This window comes from Acidovorax sp. GW821-FHT09B03 (assembly GCF_059418305.1).
Window position 1 is genome coordinate 301,125 of the sequence record NZ_JBWKPP010000006.1, and the last position, 20,811, is coordinate 321,935.

Consider the following 20,811-nt stretch of genomic DNA (forward strand, 5'->3'; position numbering starts at 1 on the left):
CTGCCCCGCTATCCACTATCGGCACGCGGCGCTGCGGGCCTGTCCGGTTCTTGCAAATGTGCAGTGGTGCCTGCTCAATTGAAGCTGGTCTGGCTCGGCAGTTCGCCAAAGCGCTCGCGGTAGTAGCTCGAAAAACGGCCCAGGTGGCCGAAGCCGAACTCCAGCGCCGCATCGGTCACGCAGTGGCCGGGGCGCTCCTGCAGGCGCGCACGCACAGCGTCAAGCCGCATGTTGCGCAGCAGCGCCATGGGCGATTCGCCATGGTGGCGCTGGCACAGCGCATTCAGGCCGCGCACGCTGACACTGGCGGCGCGCGCCAGGTCTTCGAGCGCCACGGGCGCGCACAGGCGGCTGCGCATGTAGGCATCGAGCCGGTCGAGCCGGCCCATGTCGCCATGGGGGACCGGCGCGGCGGTGTCGATGTCCAGCGCCCCCAGGGACAACCGCGGCGCCGCAGGCATCGGCACGCTCTGCGCGCAGGAGGCCAGGAACAGCGCCACGTTGCTCTCCATGTGGTCCACCCAGCGCGCATGCGCGGTGCTCTCCACCGCCTGCTGGCTCACGTGGAGCAGCGATTGCATGAGAAAGTGCCACTGCTGGCCCTGCCCCGCGCTCAGCGGCAGCAGCGGGTGCACGAAGGTCGAGTCGCCCACCAGCGACTCGGGCGCCCAGGCGCGCAGCAGGCTGCACGGCACCTTGAGGATGAGCTGTCGCGCGCCCTGCTGCCAGTGCATGTGCAGGTTGTGGCGCGGTGCAATCAGCGCGGCGGCACCGGCGGGCAGGCGCACGGGCACGCCGTCGGACACCAGCTGCGCTGTGCCCGAGAGCGACAGGTGCACCAGCACGAAGTCGTCGAACGGGCGCGGGCGGATCTCCACCTCCGCACCGTATTGCAGCATGAACAGCTGCAACTGGCGCACGCGCACCTTGGACAGCGAGGTGGCCACCGGCCCGCCGCACCATTTCAGCCCATGGTCGGAGAACTCGCGCGCCACCAGGTCATGGGAATCCACCCGGAGGTCCGACGTGAACAGCGGGCGCTGCTGCAGCGCCGACAGATCCAGGGACAGGGCGGACGACAGGGGAACCATCGGACAGAGACCTCGCGTGGGGGCTGGGGGGATAGGGGCGCAGCACGCGTCGGGGCGCACCGCTTTGATATGCGTCAACCTCAGCAATTTCCATACCCATGGACTGGCAGGCGCCCATGCGACACCCCCGCAGCCACGGCCGCAGGGCTGCCGACGTACCATTGGAGCAACAACACCTGTCCATCCTTTCACCCCGCTGCTCTCCATGTATTCCACCGTCCGCACCTCGCGCAGCGAGTTCGTCCCCATCCGCACCCTGCGCTACCACGTCCGCCACTGGGGCGAGGCATCGAGCGACAAGGCCAGGCCCCCGCTGGTCATGGTGCATGGCTGGATGGACGTGGGCGCCTCCTACCAGTTCGTGGTGGATGCGTTCTCGGCCGCGTTCGCGCAAGGCCGGCACATCATCGCGCCCGACTGGCGCGGCTTCGGCCTGAGCAAGTTGCCCACGCCCTGCGACCACTACACCTTTCCCGACTACCTGGCCGACCTGGACCTGCTGCTCGACCACTACGTGGGCGATCAGCCCGTGGACCTGATGGGCCACAGCATGGGCGGCAACATCGCCATGATGTATGCGGGCGTGCGGCCCGAGCGCATTCGCCGCCTGGTGAACCTGGAGGGCTTCGGCATGCCCGCCACCAAACCCGACCAGGCGCCCAAACGCTATGCGCAGTGGATCGACGAGATCAAGAAGCTGCAGACGGGCGACATGGCCCTCAAGGCCTACGACGCCGTGGCCGGCGTGGCCCAGCGCCTGATGAAGACCAACCCGCGCCTGTCACAGGACAAGGCCGACTGGCTGGCGCAGCACTGGGCCGAGCCCAACGCAGAGGGCCGCTGGGAGATCCTGGGCGACCCGGCGCACAAGATCACCAGCTCGCAGCTGTACCGCCTGGACGAGGCCCTGGCCCTGTACGAGCGCATTGCCGCCCCCGTGCTGGCCGTGGAGGCCAGCGACGACAGCCTGGGCCAGTGGTGGAAGGGCCGCTATGCCCTGCCTGAATACCACCAGCGCCTGACCCACGTGCGCGACTGCCGCACGGCCGTGGTGCAGGACGCCGCGCACATGCTGCACCATGACCAGCCCGAAGCGGTGGCGCAGCTGATCGAAGAGCACCTGTCTTCCTGACCCCTCCTGCGGCACGGTTCCGCGGCCGTTTTCGAGGGCGCAAGGGGCATTGCCGGCCCCCATGCCCATCCATGAGAAAATGGCCGATTCGGGCGATGCTGAACCGACCCGCCTCGGTGCGGGTCATCCCCTTGCGTGCGCACACCAGCGCAGCGCACACGGGGCCCGTTCGGCCTTGTCACCCTCTACAGAACACACCTACCAGGACACCACCATGGACGCAGAACGCATCAACCTCATCGGCAACACCTTGAGCGACCTGACCGTGCGCACGCAAGAGTTACGGAGGTATCTTTGACTTCGATGCCAAATTCGAACGCCTGAGAACCGTCAACGCCTCGCTGGAAGACCCTTCGGTCTGGAACGATCCGAAGAAGGCCCAGGAACTGGGCAAGGAAAAGAAGTCGCTGGACGGCGTGGTGCTCACGCTCGAAAAACTCACGCGTGAGCTGGCCGACAACACCGAGCTCTACGACATGAGCAAGGAAGACGGCGACGAAGACGGCCTGATGACCATCGAGGCCGAGACCGCCAAGCTGCAGCCAGAGATCGAGCAGCTCGAGTTCCGCCGCATGTTCCGCCACGAGGCCGACCCGCTCAACTGCTTCGTCGACATCCAGGCCGGCGCCGGCGGCACCGAGGCCTGCGACTGGGCCGGCATGCTGCTGCGCCAGTACCTCAAGTACGCCGAGCGCAAGGGCTTCAAGACCACGGTCGAGGAAGAGACCCCGGGCGACATCGCCGGCCTCAAGAGTGCCACCATCAAGGTCGAGGGCGAGTACGCCTACGGCCTGCTGCGCACCGAAACCGGCGTGCACCGCCTGGTGCGCAAGTCGCCGTTCGACTCGTCGGGCGGGCGCCACACCAGCTTTGCCAGCCTGTTCGTCTACCCCGAGATCGACGATTCGATCCAGATCGACATCAACCCCTCGGACGTGCGCACCGACACCTACCGCGCATCGGGCGCGGGCGGCCAGCACATCAACAAGACCGACTCGGCCGTGCGCCTGACCCACATCCCCACGGGCATCGTGGTGCAGTGCCAGGACGGCCGCAGCCAGCACGGCAACCGCGACATCGCCTGGCAGCGCCTGCGCTCGCGCCTGTACGACCACGAGATGCGCAAGCGCCAGGAAGAGCAGCAAAAGCTCGAGGACACCAAGACCGACGTGGGCTGGGGCCACCAGATCCGCAGCTACGTGCTGGACAACAGCCGCATCAAGGACCTGCGCACCGGGGTGGAAATCTCCGCCACGCAAAAGGTGCTGGACGGCGACCTGGACGCCTTCATCGAAGCCTCGCTCAAGCAGGGCGTGTGATGCAGCGCGACGCAGCAGCCGCCACCACCGTCGACGCCACGGCCCCGGGCCGCAGCGCGATCCCTGTCGAAGCCTTCATCTTCGACATGGACGGCACCATGATCGACTCCATGCCCTGGCACGCCAAGGCCTGGGTCGAGTTCACGCGCCGCCGCGGCATGGCCATCGACGTACCCGACCTGATGGCCCGCACCACAGGCCGCAATGGCACCGAGTGCATCCGCGAGCTGCTGCAGCGCGAGGTGGAGCAGGCCGAGGCCGATACGCTCACGCGCGAGAAGGAAGACATCTACCGCGAGCTGTTCGGCCCGGCCTTTGCCGAGGTGGCGGGCTTTCGCGCCTTTGCGGCGCAGGTCTCCACACGCGGCTACAAGCTGGCCGTGGGCACGGCGGGCGACATCCACAACGTGGCCTTCGCCATGGCGCGCCTGTCCATGGAGCCCAAGCCCCTGACCATCGTGCGCGGCGACGAGGGCCTGCCCGGCAAGCCCCAGCCGGCCATCTTTCTCGAAGCGGCACGCCGCATCGGCGCCGCACCCGAACGCTGCATCGTCTTCGAGGACGCCCCCTTCGGCATCGAGGCCGCGCGCCGCGCAGGCATGCATGCCGTGGCGGTGTGCAGCACCCACAGCGCGCAGGAACTGGCGGGCCCCCATGTGCTGGCCGCCGTGCGTGACTACCACGAACTCATGAACACCGACTTTCTGGAGCGCATCCATGTTGCCATCGCCTAACGCAGACGCCAGTGGAGCGGGACCGGCCCTCGCCATCCGCCGCGAGGACTACACCGCCCCCGCCTACTGGATCGACAGCGTCGAGCTGACCTTCGACCTGGACCCCGCCAAGACGCGCGTGCTCAACCGCATGACGCTGCGCCGCAACCCGGACGTGGCCGAGCAGCCGCTCAAGCTCGACGGCGAGGACCTGAACCTGGCACGCGTGCTGGTCAACGGCCAGGGCACCTCGTTCAAGATGGAGGGCTCGCGCCTGGTGCTGGAGAACCTGCCCACGGGCCCTGACGCCTTCGCGCTCGAGATCTTCACCACCTGCTGCCCCGCCAAGAACACGCACCTGATGGGCTTGTACGTGAGCCAGGGCACCTTCTTCACGCAGTGCGAGGCCGAGGGCTTCCGGCGCATCACCTACTTCCTGGACCGCCCCGACGTGATGGCCAGCTACACCGTCACGCTGCGCGCCAACAAGGCCCAGTACCCGGTGCTGCTGTCCAACGGCAACCTGGTGGACAGCGGCGACCTGGAAGATGGCCGCCACTTCGCCCAATGGGTCGACCCGCACAAGAAGCCCTGCTACCTGTTCGCCCTGGTGGCGGGCAAGCTGGTGGCCCGCGAGCAGAAGATCCGCGCGCGCGCCGGCACCGACCACCTGCTGCAGGTCTACGTGCGCCCGGGCGACCTGGGCAAGACCGAGCACGCCATGAACTCGCTGATGGCCAGCGTGGCCTGGGACGAGGCGCGCTTTGGCCTGCCGCTGGACCTGGAACGCTTCATGATCGTCGCCACCAGCGACTTCAACATGGGCGCCATGGAGAACAAGGGCCTGAACATCTTCAACACGAAGTACGTTCTGGCCAGCGAGTCGACCGCGACTGACGTGGACTTCGCCAACATCGAGAGCGTGGTCGGCCACGAGTACTTCCACAACTGGACGGGCAACCGCGTGACCTGCCGCGACTGGTTCCAGCTGAGCCTGAAGGAAGGCCTCACGGTGTTCCGCGACCAGGAGTTCAGCCAGGACCTGGCCGGCAGCCCCTCGGCCCGCGCCGTCAAGCGCATCGAGGACGTGCGCGTGCTGCGCACCGCCCAGTTCCCCGAGGACGCGGGCCCCATGGCCCACCCGGTGCGGCCCGACAGCTACATCGAGATCAACAACTTCTACACCGTCACCATCTACGAAAAGGGTGCCGAGGTGGTGCGCATGATGCACACCCTGGTGGGCCGCGAAGGCTTTGCCAAGGGCATGAAGCTGTACTTCGAGCGCCACGATGGCCAGGCCGTGACCTGCGACGACTTCGCCCAGGCCATTGCCGATGCCAACCCCGCCAGCGACCTGGCACGCCTGCTGCCCCAGTTCAAGCGCTGGTACAGCCAGGCCGGCACGCCGCGCGTGAAGGCCACGGGCAGCTACGACGCCGCCGCGCGCACCTACACCCTGACCCTGGCGCAAAGCTGCGCGCCCACGCCGGGCCAGGCCGACAAGCTGCCCTTCGTGATACCCGTCGGGCTGGGCCTGCTCACGCACCAGGGCGCCGCCCTGCCCCTGCAGCTACAGGGCGAGGACGCCGCGGGCGCGCCATCGCGCACCGTGGTGCTGACCGAGGCCAGCCAGACCCTGGTGTTCACCGGCCTCGACGCCGAACCCGTGCCCTCGCTGCTGCGCGACTTCAGCGCCCCGGTGGTGCTGGACATCGAGTACACCGACGAGCAACTGCTCACCCTGCTGGCCAACGACACCGATGCCTTCAACCGCTGGGAAGCGGGCCAGCGCCTGGCGCTGCGCACCGCCATCCATGCCATCACTGGCAGTGGCCCCGCCGGCGGCGACATCCTGCCCGCTGCCGTGGTCGATGCGCTGCGCAGCGTGCTGCGCAGCCCGGCGCTGGATGCGGCCTTCAAGGAACTGGTGCTGACCCTGCCGTCCGAGACCTACATCGCCGAGCAGCTCGACGTGGTGGACCCGCAGCGCATCCACGCCGTGCGCGAGGCCATGCGCGAGCAACTGGCCGTGGCCCTGCAGGCCGACTGGGAGTGGGCCTGGGAGCAGAACCAGGACACCGGCGGCTACAGCCCCGACCCGGTCTCGTCCGGCCGCCGCTCGCTCAGCGGCATGGCGCTGCACATGCTGTGCATCGCCGCCCAGCGCACGGGCGACGAGGTCTGGCCCGGCAAGGCCTACCAGCGCTTCAAGGTGGCCAGCAACATGACGGACCGCTTCAACGCCCTCACGGCCCTGGTGGCCAGCGGCAGCACGCATGCGGCTGCGGCGCTGGCGCGCTTTCACGCGCTGTTCAAGGACGAGCCCCTGGTCATCGACAAGTGGTTCGCGCTGCAGGCCGGCGCGCCCGACAAGGGCGGCAATGTGCTGCCCGCCGTGCGCCAGCTCATGCAGCACCCGGACTTCAGCCTGAAGAACCCGAACCGCGCGCGCAGCGTGATCTTCAGCTACTGCAGCGCCAACCCCGGCGCCTTCCACCGCACCGATGCGGCGGGCTACGTGTTCTGGAGCGACCGCGTGATCGAGCTCGACGCCATCAACCCGCAAGTCGCCGCGCGCCTGGCGCGCGCGCTCGACCGCTGGAAGAAGCTGGCCGAGCCCTGGCGCACCGCGGCCCGCGAGGCCATTGCCCGCGTGGCCACGCGCCCGGACCTGAGCAACGACGTGCGCGAGGTGGTCACCCGCGCGCTGGCAGACTGATCGATCGCACGCGACGCACCATGGCATTCACCGATTCCGCACAAGAGTTCGCGCGGCGCTTCAACCAGCTGCTCGACACGGTGTACGACGCCGACGCCATGTTCAGCGGCACGGCCATGTCGGCCGACCTGGCCGCCCTGCGCCCGCTGGCCGAGGGCCTGGGCGCGGAGTCACCCGAGCTGGCCCAGCTGCTGTGGCTGCAGTTCGTGGTGTATTCCAAGCGCCAGATGGACGACGAGGGCCTGCCCCTGGGGCTGCGCGCCCTGGCCATCCGCTCGACGTTGGGTGATCTCACCACGGCGGACCGCTGCCAGAAGCACTACGCCATCGGCGAGTCGGCGCTGCAGTCCGAGGAGTACGACACCGCCATCGAGCACCTGCGCCAGTCGGCCCACTGGGCCGACCAGGAGGGTGCCACGCTGAGCGCCGACCAGAAGCTGGGCATCCGCGAAGAGATCGGCTACGCCCTGCACGAGGCCGGCCGCTTTGCCGAGGCCCTGGCACACAACCAGCAGTTGCTGACCGACGCGCGGCAGGTCTTCGGCTCGGATACCGACCTGCGCCTGTCAGGCCTCATCAACAACCTGGCGCAGAACGCCTACGAACTGGGCGAGCATGCCCAATCCCACAGCTATCTGCAGCAGCGGCTGGCCCTGGGCCACGCACTGGGGGACGATGGCATCGTGCTGGACACGCTGTTCCAGCAAGGCGTGCTGGCCCATGAGACCGGCGACGACGCCCTGGCGCGCAGCCTGCTCACGCAACGGGTGGCCATTGCCCGCGCCAGCGGCGACGAGAACCTGCTCGAAGAAGCACAGGCGACGCTGGCCGAGCTGTCCGAACGCGAGCAGCAATCCAAGTAATTCCACCAAAGAACCCAAGCCAAGGACGATCTACCGATGAGCTCCCGCATCTCCCTCACCCGCTACCTGGTCGAGCAGCAACGCATCGACGGGCTCATCCCCTCGCAGCTGCGCCTGCTGCTCGAAGTGGTGGCCCGCTCGTGCAAGAGCATCAGCCAGGCCGTCAACAAGGGCGCCCTGGGCGGCGTGCTCGGCACGGCGTCCAGCGAGAACGTGCAGGGCGAGATCCAGAAGAAACTGGACATCATCGCCAACGAGGTGCTGATCGAAGCCAACGAATGGGGCGGCCACCTGGCCGCCATGGCCTCCGAGGAAATGGACGGCATCTACCTGGTGCCCAACCGCTACCCGCAGGGCGAATACCTGCTGCTGTTCGATCCCCTCGATGGCTCGAGCAACATCGACGTGAACGTGAGCATCGGCACCATCTTCAGCGTGCTCAAGAAGCCCGATGACGACCGCGGCGTGGAGGCTGGCGACTTCCTGCAGCCCGGCACCTCCCAGGTGGCGGCAGGCTACTGCATCTACGGCCCGCAGACCACGCTGGTGCTCACCGTGGGCGACGGCGTGGCCATGTTCACGCTGGACCGCGAGCAGGGCTCCTTCGTGCTCACCGAAGAGAACGTGCGCATTCCCGAGGACACCAAGGAATTCGCCATCAACATGAGCAACATGCGCCACTGGGACGCCCCCGTGAAGCGCTACATCGACGAGTGCCTGCAGGGCAAGGACGGCCCGCGCGGCAAGGACTTCAACATGCGCTGGATCGCCAGCATGGTGGCCGACGTGCACCGCATCCTCACGCGCGGCGGCATCTTCATGTACCCCTGGGACAAGCGCGAACCCAACAAGCCCGGCAAGCTGCGCCTGATGTACGAGGCCAATCCCATGTCCTGGCTTGTCGAGCAGGCCGGCGGCGCCGCGACCAACGGCAAACAGCGCATCATGGACATAGAGCCCACGCAGTTGCATGAGCGCGTCAGCGTGATCCTCGGATCAAAAAATGAGGTCGAACGCGTGACAAGCTACCATTCCACGCTATAATCTAAGTCTTACGCCGGTGTAGCTCAGTCGGTAGAGCAGCTCATTCGTAATGAGAAGGTCGGGTGTTCGATTCATCTCTCCGGCACCAAATGAAAAGCCCCTGATTCGCAAGAGTCAGGGGCTTTTTGCTTGGGTCGTGCCTATCCCGCGGCATGGCACTTCGAACCGCTCGACCGCACACCCCCAACGCGGCAGCAAAGCACCGGTAGTCGGCATGCAGCTTGTGCCAGCAGCCGCAGGCCAGGTGCACAGGCATGGGGTGAAGAAACCCGATGGTGGCCAAGCCCGCCGGCCTGGGCCACACCCCAAACGTCAACAAGTCTTGCAGCCGGGATACTTCCCTCCATTTCCGGCCACCACAAGGGCATACTGGCACCGCCCCTGCCGGCAGGCTCCCGGACTCTCCATGCAACGAACCCATGGCCGACAAGCCCACGGGCCGCGGGCATTGACCGCCAGCCTCCAGAAAGACCCTCAGGCCCACGCCATGGAAAAGACTGTCCCCATTGAACGACGCAGCGGCATGGATCGCCGCCAACGTGAAGACGGCCCACCCGACAAGCACGAGCGGCGCCGCTCCATCGAGCATCGCCAGCCCGAAGTGCGCGAGCTGCACCCGTCACCCGAAGAGCTGGAGGCCATGGGCTTTGCCAGCAGTGGCACCCAGGCCAGGCCCGGCGGCATGCACGCCGGTCGGCCACCCAGCCACGGCTGAGGCAGCGTAGCCCCAGCCAGGCAGATCAGTTGGTTTGCGTCTGGTACGCGTCGCGCGCGCTCATCACGCGGTGGGCGACCATGTCGAGCGCCGGGCGCACATTGCCCTGCTTGTCGGTCCACACCTTGGGGGTCACGGAGCCTGCGACGGAGATGGACTCGCCATCGTGCAGCTGCTCCATGGCCAGGCACACGTCGTCATCGAACGCAATGACGTTGACGAACAGCATCTCGCCCTCTGCACTCGGGGCCCGCACTTTGGCCACCATGTAAGGCTTTCCTACCTTGTCCAGACGCCGCTCTGGGCCCCCGTAGAGACGGCCCGAAATCAGTCCATCGATCATGCAATCCCCATCCAGCACTTGTTGTCGGTTTGTTCTTGCCGGGGCCATCGCCCCCGCCCACCCGGCCGGAACACAGCAGTCTCGAAAAACACGCCGCCCCTGTCCACAAAAAAAGCCCAGGACCAATTGGCTCTGGGCTCTTGCCGTGAATGATGGGGTCGCCGCCGCCACGGGCTTTTCAAAGGAGCGCCAGACCGCAGCAGCTCGCCAGCACATGGCGACCACCACGCCCCACACCCCATTGAAAGAATGGCCCGCCCCGGAGCAGAACTGCCCCGCGGCCCCGGACCAACCCGCACGGCGTCCTGTCTCATGACCTGCGCACAGCCGCCACGGGCAGCACGCACATCCATCCAAAAGCCAGTACGTATTGTAACCACCGGCCCCTCAAACAAAGTGCCTTGCGCACCGCGGTGCTGCAAGCACGCGACACTGGCGGCAGACTTCGGGCACACAACGCCGCCCGGCCGCCCAGGCCCCATTTGGCGTGCGCCGGCAAACCGGTGACAATGGCTTGGCAAGCTCCACCAGTTCGCACCCACCATCTTTCGAGAGGGGACACCATGACTGTTCTGGACGACGCCAGCATCGAACTGCCCTGCCCGCACTGCCAGCAGGCCGTCAAGGAGCGGCTGGGCAAGCTGAAGCTGAGCCCGCGCATCACCTGCCCGCGGTGCCGCCGCACCAGCGAGGTCAAGCCCGAAGAGTTGCAGCGCGCCACCCACAAGCTCACCCAGGCCTTTGCCAACATCCAGCAGTCACTGGCCCGGCTGGGGCGCTGAGGCATCCGACAGGCACGGAGCCCTTCGACAGGCATGGCGTGCGGCAGGCGTACGCCTGGACTGGCCCTACTGCACAGGCTTGGCAGGAGGCACCACGGGCACCATAGCGCCGAGGGCCTGGGGCGCAGGCTCTGCCGCAGCGGCGGGCGGCGTCCACTCCATCGCGAGGTAGCGCTGGCGCACCGACTCCGGCGTCTGTTCGCACACATGCTGCCCCACCTGCGTCAGCTCGGGCACCCGCACGCACAGACCAGGCGAATGCCTGAATGGGGTCGTGGTGAAGTCATCCACATAGCGCATCTCGCCGTCGCCCTGGCGCACCGTGTAGCGAAACTGGTAGCGCGCCTGGTGCCTGCGGTCCATGGCAGAGCCGATGACCGCCCCCACCAGGGTGGCAGCCAGCGCGCCCCCGGCGGAGTAGTTGCCCCCACGCAGGCCGCGGTCCAGGTAGGCAGCACCCGCAATGGCGCCACCCAGGTGCGCGCCTGCCGTTGTGCCGGGGATCGAGCGATCAACCCCTTGCACATCGACGATGGCGCCATAGCCATCGGCGCGCAGCACCTGCGTTGCATACTGCAGCTTGAGCCGGGCACGCTCGGCCTCGGTCAGGCCCTCCCACACACGGGAGGTGATCACGGCATCCGGCCGGAGGTCCTGCACCACGCCTGCCACAGGAGCCGAAGGCGGAGCGAACGGCATGAGCAAGGTCGTGGGCGGTGCCGCCTGGTCGCCGCTGCCGGCAGGAACCCTGGCATCCAAGGCCCTCGGATCCGGTCCCCTGGCGTCCGGCAGCCGGGGTGCCCGGGTTGCGCAACCCGCCACAAGCACCAATGCGGCCGCGCCGCCCAGAACCTTAAGGTACGAATTTGACTGCACGGCCTTTGCCCTCCAGGGTGCCCCAACTCATCATCGAAATGCCCACGTCGCCATAGCGCACCAGGACCACGGCATCGGCCCCCATCGCGGCGGCCTTCTCGCGCAGCCTGTCGTTCACGAGCTCGGGTGTCGGCGCAGGATGGAAGATCGTGGTCTTGTTGACCCTGACGGTGATATCGCCCAACGCGGCGTAGCGCCGGTCCACGATGTCCTTGTCGGTGATGGACACCTGCGCGGGACTCAGCCGGGGCGCGCTGGCTGTGGCCTCAGTGGCCGGCGCGGCATGGTGAACGGAACTCGTGGACCAGGTGGCACAGCCACCCAGCAGTGCCGCGGTGCACAGCACCACCCCCGCCGATGTCATTCGGGAAACACGCATAAAAAAGCAGTCCTGGAAAAGAGAGGTCTTGGTCTTCCGAGCGCAAAACTTACCAGAAACACATGGATACACAAACAAGAAAACGCCCGCCAGCGGCGGCGGCGGCGGTGGCCCAGGCCCAGGCCCAGGCCCAGGCCAGGGCCAGGGTCAGTGAAGCGATACGTCCGCGCGCTTGAATGAAGCCATCGGCAACAAGCGCGAAAGCCAGGCCTGCCTGCGCGTCTCCAACACATCTGATCAACAGCGACGGGTGCGCCGATCACCGCACCACAAGATGCGAGCGCACAAAGAAAAACAGGCTACCGCTTGTGGCGATAGCCCGTTGTTCATCGAAGAAAATGGTCGGCGTGGCGGGATTCGAACTCGCGACCCCTTGCACCCCATGCAAGTGCGCTACCAGGCTGCGCTACACGCCGACAAGACTTAGATTATATGCACAAATTTGGCTAGTTCGGAGAAAGTAGGGCTCGGATCTCAAATAATTCTTGGCGCACTGCATTCGAGTCGAAAGCGAAGGCCGAAGAACCGATGGACAGGCCGTGCGCCTCGTCGATCAACATGCTCGGCAGCTCGCTGTCCGGTGCATCGTGCTCGCCCTGCCCTGCCTCGCTGCGCGCCGGCAGTGCCAGCTCCTGCAGCCTGTTGCGCGCACCGCTGATGGTGAACCCCTGGTCGTACAGCAGGTCGCGGATGCGGCGGATCATGAGCACCTCATGGTGCTGGTAGTAGCGGCGGTTGCCGCGCCGCTTCATGGGGCGCAGCTGGGTGAATTCCTGTTCCCAATAGCGCAGCACATGCGGCTTCACGCCGCACAGCTCCGCCACCTCACCGATGGTGAAGTAGCGCTTGGCAGGAATGGCGGGAAGCACAGTGCCCATGGGTGATTCAGCAATCAAACGGGAAAGCCTGCAAGGGTACTGCAGGCCGGCAGGAACCGCCAGACCGCCAGCGCGGATTCAGCCGCCGATCAGGCAAAAATTCACAATCCGGCCGCAGCCTGGATCTGCTCCTTGAGCTTGCTGCTGGCGTGGAAGGTGACCACGCGCCGCGCCTGGATCGGGATCGCCTCGCCGGTGCGCGGGTTGCGCCCGGGGCGCGGCGCCTTGGTGCGGATCTGGAAGTTGCCAAAGCCCGAGAGCTTCACGTCGTCGCCTTCCACCAGGCTCTGCGAGACGAGGTCGAAGAACGCGTCGATCATGTCCTTGGACTCGCGCTTGTTCAGCCCGATCTGGTCGAACAAGAGATCCGCCAGCTGCGCCTTGGTGAGCGCAGGGGTTTCCAGGCTTTCGACTGCAAATTCGATCACGGTATCTCTCCCCGTCAGCATCGTCATGTTGTTGTGTTCGCTTGGGCTATTGTCGCCGTGATCCTCAGCCGCGCAGCCGCGCGCCCACGCGCTGTGTGAGCTGCGTCACAGCCGCCTGCACGGCGGCCTCGATCTCGGCCTCGGTCAGCGTGGCTTCGTCGCTGCCCAGGGTCAGGCGCACGGCCAGACTCTTCTCGCTGGGTGCCAGGCCGCCGGCCGGCGTCTCTTCGCCGGCCTTGAGCGGCTTGGGTCGGTAGACGTCGAACAGCACGGCAGAGCGCAGCATGCCACCGGGCACGGCAGCCTGCACGGCCGCTACCACCTCGGCATGCGTCACGCGCTCGGCCACGACCACGGCCAGGTCACGCTCGACAGCCTGGTGCTTGGCGACCGACTTGAACTGCGGCACCACGCGCTGCAGCACGGCATCGAGCTCCAGCTCGAACAGCACGGGCGCCAGCGGCAGCTCCCACGACTGGCGCCACTGCGGATGCAGCTCGCCCACGAAGCCGATGGCCCGGCCCTGCACCAGCACGCGGGCACAGCGGCCGGGGTGCATGGCCGGGTGCTCGCCCGGTTCGAAGGTGGCTTTGAGTGGCGCCAGCAAGGCCTCGACATCGCCCTTCACATCGAAGAAGTCGATGCCCTGCTCCTTGCGGCCCCATTGCAGCATGTCGTTCGCGCCATAAGCCACACCGGCCACGCGCATGGGCTGGTGGAAGCCCTCCACCGTGGTGTCGGTGTTCTTCATGCTGGCGTCGCGCAGGAACACGCGGCCCAGCTCGAACACGCGCACGCGCTCGGCGCGGCGGTCCAGGTTGAACTTGAGCACCTGCAGCAGTGAGCCCAGCAAGCTAGAGCGCATCACGCTCATCTGGCTGGCGATGGGGTTGAGCAGCTTGATGGGCTGGGCGTTGCCCGCCAGCTCCTGCTCCCAGCGCTCTTCGACGAAGCTGAAGTTGATGGTTTCCTGGTAGCCCAGACCAGCCAGCGTGCGGCGCACGGCGAACGGGCTGCGCGTGGCCTCGGCCGGCAGCTTGGGGGTGATCGGTGCCAGCGGCGCCGTGGTGGGCAGGTTGTTGTAGCCCACCATGCGCGCGACCTCCTCGATCAGGTCTTCTTCGATGGTGATATCGAAGCGGTAGGCCGGCGGGGTCACGGTGATGGTGCCTTCACCTTCGGTGAACGGCAGGCCCAGGCGCTGGAACACGTCGGCGCACTGCGCCTGCGTGAGCGGCATGCCGATGACCTTGGACGCACGCGCCACGCGCAGCGTGACGGGTGCCGGCACGGGCAGGTTCACGCGCTGGTCGTCCATCGGGCCGCAGGCCGTCTCGGGCGTGCCGCAGATGTCGATCACCAGCTGGGTGATGCGCTCGATGTGCTCCACCGTCAGCTGGGGGTCCACGCCACGCTCGAAGCGGTGGCCGGCATCGGTCGAGAAGTTGTAGCGGCGCGAACGGCCGGCGACGGCCTTGGGCCACCAGAACGCGGCCTCGATGTAGATGTGCTTCGTGTCGTCCGACACGGCCGTGGCATCGCCGCCCATGATGCCGGCGAGCGATTCGACCTGCTGGGCGTCGGCGATCACGCCGACCTTCTCGTCGACGGTGATGGTGTTGCCGTTGAGCAGCTTGAGCTGCTCGCCCGCCTTGCCCCAGCGCACGTCCAGGCCGCCGTGGATCTTGTCCAGGTCGAAGATGTGCGAGGGACGGCCCAGCTCGAACATCACGTAGTTGGAGATGTCCACCAGCGGCGACACGCCGCGCTGGCCGCAGCGTGCCAGGCGATCGAGCATCCACTGGGGGGTGGTGGCACGCGTGTTCACGTTGCGCACCACACGGCCACTGAATCGGCCGCACAGGTCCGGCGCGCTCACCTGCACCGCGAGCTTGTCTGCCACAGTCGATGCCACGGCCGGGAAGGCAGGCTGCTGCAATGGCACGCCCGTCAGCGCGGAAACTTCGCGGGCAATGCCGTAGACGCTCAGGCAATGCGCCAGGTTGGGCGTGAGCTTGAGCGTGAACAGCGTGTCGTCCAGGTTCAGGTGCTCGCGGATGTCCTGGCCCAGGGGCGCGCCGGCATCGAGCTCGAGCAGGCCACCATGGTCTTCCGACAGCTTGAGTTCGCGTGCCGAGCACAGCATGCCCTGGCTTTCCACGCCGCGCAGCTTGCCGACCTTGATCAGGAAGGGTTTGCCGTCGTCGCCGGGCGGCAGCTCGGCGCCCACCAGGGCGCATGGCACCTTGATGCCCACGCGCGCATTGGGCGCACCGCAGACGATGTTCAGCAGGGCACCCTGCCCCACGTCCACCTGGCACACGCGCAGGCGGTCGGCGTCGGGGTGCTGCACGGCCTCCTTGATCTCGCCCACGACGATCTTTGCGAACGGCGGCGCCACGGGGCGCAGCTCTTCCACCTCCAGGCCGGCCATGGTCAGCGTCTCGGCCAGCTCGGCGGTCGAAAGGGGTGGGTTGCAGAACTCACGCAACCAGGATTCAGGGAATTGCATAGTCGAACTCTTGTACGGAAAGTGCCTTGCGCGGCCAGGATCTCAAAGCGCGCGCCAGGGCGAAAACGGCGGGTGGCCCGGCCTTGCAGCGGGGGCCGGCCCTTCTTACTGGAACTGCGACAGGAAGCGGATGTCGCCGTCGAAGAACAGGCGCAGGTCGTTCACGCCATAGCGCAGCATGGTCAGGCGGTCCATGCCCATGCCAAAGGCGAAGCCGATGTACTTTTCAGGGTCCAGGCCCATGTTGCGCACCACGTTGGGGTGCACCTGGCCCGAGCCCGCCACCTCCAGCCAGCGGCCGGCCAGCGGGCCGGTCTGGAACTGGATGTCGATCTCGGCGCTGGGCTCGGTGAAGGGGAAGAAGCTCGGGCGAAAGCGCAGCACCAGGTCATCGCTTTCGAAGAAGGTGCGGCAGAAGGCCGTGAAGATCACCTTCAGGTCCTTGAAGCTCACGTTCTCGCCGATCCACAGGCCTTCGCACTGGTGGAACATGGGCGAGTGCGTGGCATCGCTGTCCACGCGGTAGGTGCGGCCCGGCGCGATGACGCGAACCTCGGGCATGGGCTGGCCGGCATCCAGCGCAGCGCGGTGCTTCTTCACATGCTGCACCGCGTGGCGGATCTGCATGGGGCTGGTGTGCGTGCGCAGCAGGTTGGGCGCCTCGGGGGTGCCGCCTTCCACGTAGAAGGTGTCGTGCATGGAACGCGCGGGATGGTCTTCCGGCGTGTTCAGTGCGGTGAAGTTGAACCAGTCGGTCTCGATCTCGGGGCCTTGGGCCACGTCGAAACCCATGGAGCCGAAGATGCCCTCGATGCGCTCGAACGTGAGCGACACCGGGTGCAGGCCGCCCTGCCCGCGCTGGCGCCCTGGCAGGCTCACGTCCAGGGCCTCGGCCTTGAGCTGGACCTGCAGCTCCGCATCGGCCAGCGCCTGGCGGCGCGCGGTGAGCGCAGCTTCGATGGCCTGCTTGGCGACGTTGATGGCGGCACCGCGGGACTTCTTCTCGTCCACCGACAGCTGCGCCATGCCCTTCATGAGCTCGGTCACGCGACCCGACTTGCCCAGGAACTGCGCCTTGGCGTTTTCCAGATCAGCAGGGGTGGCGCTTTGCGCAAACAGTTGCGTCGCGCTCTCGACCAGGGTATCCAACTCGTTCATATCGACTCTTGAAAATGAACAAGGGCTAGTGCCTTCACAAGCCCTAGCCCTTGCTGTTATTGCGCAAACAGCCGTCCGGTGAGAGACGGCCGCCTGTCGTGAACTCAAGCAGCCAGCTTGGCCTTGACTTGCTCCACGATGCTGCCGAAGGCAGCCTTGTCGTGCACTGCGAGGTCGGCCAGCATCTTGCGGTCGATCTCGATGGATGCCTTCTTCAGGCCGTTGGCGAACTGGCTGTAGGTCAGGCCCAGTTCACGGGCAGCGGCGTTGATACGGGCGATCCACAGCTGGCGGAACACGCGCTTCTTGGTGCGGCGGTCACGGTAGGCATATTGCCCAGCCTTCATTACCGCCTGTTTGGCGATGCGGAAGACGTTACCGCGGCGACCACGGAAGCCCTTTGCGAGGGCGAGAACTTTCTTGTGACGGGCACGGGCCGTTACACCACGTTTGACGCGAGGCATGTGAGTACTCCTTGTTCGTCGTTATTAAAGGCCAGCACCGGGCAGCATTTGTGCAATAGAGCCCATGTTGGTCTCATGCACATTCACTGCACCACGCAGGTGGCGCTTGTTCTTGGTGGTCTTCTTGGTCAAGATGTGACGCTTGAAGGCTTGACCGCGCTTGACGGTGCCACCGGGACGAACGCGGAAACGTTTTTTCGCGCTGCTCTTGGTCTTCATTTTGGGCATGTGAATGCTCCTTTTCGTTGTGCTCGTGAGGCGTTTGCAAAACGATTTGCAAACTTGTTGGCCCCGAGCCACTTTTTCAGCCGGCTTTCACCGGCTGTGCGGCAGTGCTTTCGCACTGCCTATCGCCGGGCAACCCCCTTGCAGGGGCTGCCTGGCAAATCCTTGTCTCTGTGCAGCGGACCCGCCTCAGGCGGCACTGCCCGAAGGCGTGCCTTCCGTCGCGGCCGCCTTGGCGGCGGCGGGCTTCTTCTTGCCCGGCGCGATCATCATGATCATCTGGCGGCCTTCCAGCTTGGGAAACTGCTCGATGATGATGGTGTCGGCCAGCTCATCGCGAATGCGGTTGAGCAGCGCCAGACCCAGCTCCTGGTGGGTGATTTCACGGCCGCGAAAACGCAGCGTGATCTTGCACTTGTCACCCTCGGCCAGAAAGCGGCGGATGTTGCGCATCTTGATGTTGTAGTCGCCATCGTCCGTACCCGGACGGAATTTGACTTCCTTGATCTCGATCACCGTCTGCTTGGCCTTCGCCTCGGCAGCGCGCTTTTGCTCCTGGTACTTGAACTTGCCGTAGTCCATCAGGCGGCACACCGGAGGATTGGCCGTGGCGGCGATTTCCACCAGGTCCACGTCCAGCTCACCTGCCATGCGCAGGGCTTCCATGAGGCTGACCACGCCCAAAGGCTCATTCTCCGGCCCGGAGAGACGGACTTCCGGGGCCATGATTTCACGGTTCAGGCGGTGCTTGCGCTCTTCACGGTGGCGACGATCACGAAATTCAGTAGCGATGGCTATCTTCCTTCAATCAAAATACTACAAAAAATGTAGCTACAACCGTACAGTTGGCAAGCGACAAAGCGCGTTTTGAATCAAACTCAGGCTTTGGTGGCGATGTCATTGGCGATCAGCTCAGCGAACGCTTCGATGGACATCACTCCGAGGTCACGATTGCCCCGGCCGCGTACTGCAACGGCGCCTGCGGCCTTCTCCTTGTCGCCCGCGACGAGGATGTACGGCAGCTTTTGCAACGAATGCTCGCGTATTTTATACGTAATCTTCTCGTTGCGCAGATCCAGGCCCACCCTAAGGTCTTGATTCGGCAGTGCTTTTTGCAGCCGTTCAACAATTTCGCGACAGTAATCGGCCTGCGCGTCGGTGATATTGAGCACCGAGACCTGCACCGGAGCCAGCCACACGGGGAAGGCGCCAGCATAGTGCTCGATCAGCATGCCGATGAAGCGCTCCATGCTGCCCACCGTGGCGCGGTGCAGCATCAGCGGGCGCTTGCGGCTGCCGTCTTCGGCCACGTACTCGGCATCCAAGCGCTCGGGCAGGTTCGGGTCGATCTGCATCGTGCCGCACTGCCACTGGCGTCCCAGGGCATCCTTGAGCGTGTACTCGATCTTGGGGCCGTAGAAGGCGCCCTCGCCCTCGGCGATCTCGAACTCGCAGCCCGAATGGCGCAGGCCGTCCATCAGCGCCTTCTCAGCGCGGTCCCACGATTCGTCGGTGCCGATGCGCGCCTCGGGGCGCGTGGCCACCTTGTAGATGATGTTGGTGAAGCCGAAGTCCTTGTAGACCTTCTGCACCAGCGCCGTGTAGTTGGCGCACTCCTCCAGCACCTGCTCTTCGGTGCAGAAGATGTGGCCGTCGTCCTGCGTGAAGCCGCGCACGCGCATGATGCCGTGCAGGCCGCCCGTGGGCTCGTTGCGGTGGCAGGCACCGAACTCGCCGTAGCGCAGCGGCAGGTCGCGGTAGCTCTTGATGCCCTGCTTGTAGATCAGGATGTGGCCGGGGCAGTTCATCGGCTTGAGCGCGTACTCGCGCTTTTCCGACTCGGTCGTGAACATGTTCTCGTGGTACTTGTCCCAGTGGCCGGTCTTCTCCCACAGTTGCTTGTCCAGGATCTGGGGGCCCTTGACCTCCTGGTAGCCGTTGTTGCGGTACACGCGGCGCATGTACTGCTCCACCTCCTGCCACAGGGCCCAGCCCTTGGGGTGCCAGAACACCGTGCCGGGCGAATGCTCGTCCATGTGGAACAGGTCGAGCTCGCGGCCGAGCTTGCGGTGGTCGCGCTTTTCGGCCTCTTCCAGCATCGTGAGGTACTGCTGCAGCTCGTCCTTGGTGGACCAGGCCGTGCCGTAGATGCGCTGCAGCATCTCGTTGCGGTGGTCACCGCGCCAGTAGGCGCCGGCCACCTTCATGAGCTTGAAGAACTTGAGCTTGCCGGTGCTGGGCACGTGGGGGCCGCGGCACAGGTCCTCGAACGCGCCTTCGCGGTACAGGCTCACATCCTCGTTGCTCGGGATGCTGGCGATGATCTCGGCCTTGTAGTGCTCGCCCAGGCCCTTGAAGTAGGCCACGGCCTCATCGCGCGGCAGCACGCGGCGCACCACGGGCTCGTCCTTGGCAGCCAGCTCGGCCATGCGCTTTTCGATGGCCACCAGGTCATCGGGCGTGAAGGGGCGCTTGTAAGCGAAGTCGTAGAAGAAGCCGTTCTCGATCACCGGGCCGATGGTCACCTGCGCCTCGGGAAACAGCTCCTTGACGGCATAGGCCAGCAAGTGGGCCGTGGAGTGGCGGATCACATCCAGGCCGTCGGCGTCCTTGGCCGTCACGATGGACAGGGGGCTGTCGGCCGTGATCTGGTAGCTGGTGTCCACCACCTTGTCGCCGATCTTGCCGGCCAGGGCGGCCTTGGCCAGGCCCGTGCCGATCGATGCCGCCACTTCGGCGACCGTGACCGGGCCGGGGAACTCTCGCTGCGAGCCGTCGGGGAGCGTGATGTGAATCATGATGGGTCTCTAATCCGTGGATGGGTGGGTATGGGGGTCGATCGCGGGGCAGGTGCTGCGGCGCACGCCAGCCGGAATCGGAAAACAAAAAAGCGCGGAACCGGCCGCGCTTTTGATTGGGGAGAGGTGAATCTCGTGCAGGCGCGAACGGCCAGCCACTAGTGGCCGGTGGAGAACTCCGTTGTAGTTCGCGGTGTCATAACCAGATTGCCTTTCTCGCCCTTGTGGGAAATCAAACAGTTGATGCCGCCATTTTAACCATGTTCGCCGAAGGGTGCACGGCGCAAGCCATCTGACAGCCCCCCAGTCGCGCCCCGACAACAGGACCACCCCGGCAAGCCAAAGCAAAAAGCCACCCCGCTGGGTGGCTTT

20 protein-coding genes and 2 tRNA genes are annotated in these 20,811 nt (G+C 66.0%); 9 read left to right on the forward strand and 13 right to left on the reverse strand.

Going from position 1 to position 20,811, the window contains the following annotated elements; genetic code table 11:
- Window positions 1–74: 74 nt before the first annotated feature.
- A complete protein-coding gene (locus tag AC07PA_RS14220; RefSeq protein WP_494608254.1) occupies window positions 75–1,091 on the reverse strand; it encodes an AraC family transcriptional regulator in 1,017 nt (338 codons plus the stop codon).
- Between the two features lie 205 nt (window positions 1,092–1,296).
- On the opposite strand from AC07PA_RS14220, the gene AC07PA_RS14225 reads away from it, so the two are divergent.
- The 8 genes from AC07PA_RS14225 (at window position 1,297) to AC07PA_RS14260 (ending at window position 9,596) form a co-directional block, all read left to right on the forward strand.
- The gene (locus AC07PA_RS14225) at window positions 1,297–2,223 is read left to right on the forward strand and encodes an alpha/beta fold hydrolase (RefSeq protein ID WP_494608255.1); all 927 of its coding nucleotides are present in this window, start codon (window positions 1,297–1,299) and stop codon (window positions 2,221–2,223) included.
- Between the two features lie 214 nt (window positions 2,224–2,437).
- A protein-coding gene (gene prfB / locus AC07PA_RS14230) for a peptide chain release factor 2 (protein ID WP_108016494.1) occupies window positions 2,438–3,542 on the forward strand; the annotation gives its coding sequence in 2 pieces (ribosomal slippage) (window positions 2,438–2,518 and window positions 2,520–3,542; 1,104 coding nt in all).
- Window positions 3,542–4,276 (forward strand): HAD family hydrolase, encoded by a 735-nt coding sequence (locus tag AC07PA_RS14235; protein ID WP_494608256.1) that lies wholly within the window; start codon window positions 3,542–3,544, stop codon window positions 4,274–4,276. Before prfB ends, AC07PA_RS14235 begins: the two co-directional genes overlap by 1 nt.
- On the forward strand, window positions 4,260–6,974 hold the full coding sequence (gene pepN, locus AC07PA_RS14240) for an aminopeptidase N (RefSeq protein ID WP_494608257.1): 2,715 nt from the start codon (window positions 4,260–4,262) through the stop codon (window positions 6,972–6,974). The genes AC07PA_RS14235 and pepN overlap by 17 nt, the downstream gene beginning before the upstream one ends.
- Window positions 6,975–6,994: 20 nt before the next feature.
- Window positions 6,995–7,837, forward strand: a complete 843-nt coding sequence (locus AC07PA_RS14245) for a tetratricopeptide repeat protein (protein WP_494608258.1) — start codon at window positions 6,995–6,997, stop codon at window positions 7,835–7,837.
- Between the two features lie 36 nt (window positions 7,838–7,873).
- Window positions 7,874–8,881 carry a class 1 fructose-bisphosphatase gene (locus AC07PA_RS14250; RefSeq protein ID WP_007857454.1) on the forward strand — a complete coding sequence of 336 codons (1,008 nt, stop codon included), beginning with the start codon at window positions 7,874–7,876 and terminating at the stop codon, window positions 8,879–8,881.
- A 12-nt stretch (window positions 8,882–8,893) separates the two neighbouring features.
- Window positions 8,894–8,969: transfer RNA gene (locus AC07PA_RS14255), tRNA-Thr, on the forward strand.
- 435 nt (window positions 8,970–9,404) lie between these two features.
- The gene (locus AC07PA_RS14260; RefSeq protein ID WP_494608259.1) at window positions 9,405–9,596 is read left to right on the forward strand and encodes a hypothetical protein; all 192 of its coding nucleotides are present in this window, start codon (window positions 9,405–9,407) and stop codon (window positions 9,594–9,596) included.
- Between the two features lie 25 nt (window positions 9,597–9,621).
- Here the strand turns inward: AC07PA_RS14260 and AC07PA_RS14265 are convergent, their stop codons facing one another.
- A complete protein-coding gene (locus AC07PA_RS14265; RefSeq protein WP_494608296.1) occupies window positions 9,622–10,155 on the reverse strand; it encodes a single-stranded DNA-binding protein in 534 nt (177 codons plus the stop codon).
- 347 nt (window positions 10,156–10,502) lie between these two features.
- On the opposite strand from AC07PA_RS14265, the gene AC07PA_RS14270 reads away from it, so the two are divergent.
- Window positions 10,503–10,721, forward strand: a complete 219-nt coding sequence (locus AC07PA_RS14270) for a hypothetical protein (protein WP_494608260.1) — start codon at window positions 10,503–10,505, stop codon at window positions 10,719–10,721.
- 66 nt (window positions 10,722–10,787) lie between these two features.
- On the opposite strand, the gene AC07PA_RS14275 is transcribed toward AC07PA_RS14270, so the two are convergent.
- The 11 genes from AC07PA_RS14275 to thrS all read right to left on the reverse strand — a co-directional run bounded on the left by AC07PA_RS14275 (window position 10,788) and on the right by thrS (window position 20,439).
- Window positions 10,788–11,480, reverse strand: coding sequence for a hypothetical protein (locus tag AC07PA_RS14275; protein ID WP_494608261.1), 693 nt, complete (start codon window positions 11,478–11,480; stop codon window positions 10,788–10,790).
- A 94-nt stretch (window positions 11,481–11,574) separates the two neighbouring features.
- Entirely contained in the window at window positions 11,575–11,976 is a 402-nt protein-coding gene (locus tag AC07PA_RS14280; protein ID WP_494608262.1) for a hypothetical protein, read from the reverse strand.
- Between the two features lie 339 nt (window positions 11,977–12,315).
- Window positions 12,316–12,392, reverse strand: a tRNA-Pro gene (locus AC07PA_RS14285).
- Window positions 12,393–12,422: 30 nt separating this feature from the next.
- Entirely contained in the window at window positions 12,423–12,854 is a 432-nt protein-coding gene (locus tag AC07PA_RS14290; protein WP_007857460.1) for a MerR family transcriptional regulator, read from the reverse strand.
- A gap of 101 nt (window positions 12,855–12,955) precedes the next feature.
- Window positions 12,956–13,309 carry an integration host factor subunit alpha gene (locus AC07PA_RS14295; RefSeq protein WP_007857461.1) on the reverse strand — a complete coding sequence of 118 codons (354 nt, stop codon included), beginning with the start codon at window positions 13,307–13,309 and terminating at the stop codon, window positions 12,956–12,958.
- Window positions 13,310–13,346: 37 nt separating this feature from the next.
- Window positions 13,347–15,794: a phenylalanine--tRNA ligase subunit beta gene (pheT, locus tag AC07PA_RS14300; protein ID WP_494608263.1), complete on the reverse strand. Its 2,448-nt coding sequence runs from the start codon at window positions 15,792–15,794 to the stop codon at window positions 13,347–13,349.
- A 105-nt stretch (window positions 15,795–15,899) separates the two neighbouring features.
- Window positions 15,900–16,952, reverse strand: coding sequence for a phenylalanine--tRNA ligase subunit alpha (pheS, locus tag AC07PA_RS14305; RefSeq protein ID WP_494608264.1), 1,053 nt, complete (start codon window positions 16,950–16,952; stop codon window positions 15,900–15,902).
- 104 nt (window positions 16,953–17,056) lie between these two features.
- Complete coding sequence (gene rplT / locus AC07PA_RS14310; RefSeq protein ID WP_005795139.1) at window positions 17,057–17,416, reverse strand: 50S ribosomal protein L20; 360 nt, start codon at window positions 17,414–17,416, stop codon at window positions 17,057–17,059.
- 24 nt (window positions 17,417–17,440) lie between these two features.
- Entirely contained in the window at window positions 17,441–17,644 is a 204-nt protein-coding gene (gene rpmI, locus AC07PA_RS14315) for a 50S ribosomal protein L35 (RefSeq protein WP_007857467.1), read from the reverse strand.
- 186 nt (window positions 17,645–17,830) lie between these two features.
- Window positions 17,831–18,439: a translation initiation factor IF-3 gene (infC, locus tag AC07PA_RS14320; RefSeq protein WP_081497365.1), complete on the reverse strand. Its 609-nt coding sequence runs from the start codon at window positions 18,437–18,439 to the stop codon at window positions 17,831–17,833.
- Between the two features lie 80 nt (window positions 18,440–18,519).
- Entirely contained in the window at window positions 18,520–20,439 is a 1,920-nt protein-coding gene (gene thrS / locus AC07PA_RS14325; protein ID WP_007857470.1) for a threonine--tRNA ligase, read from the reverse strand.
- Window positions 20,440–20,811 lie beyond the last annotated feature (372 nt).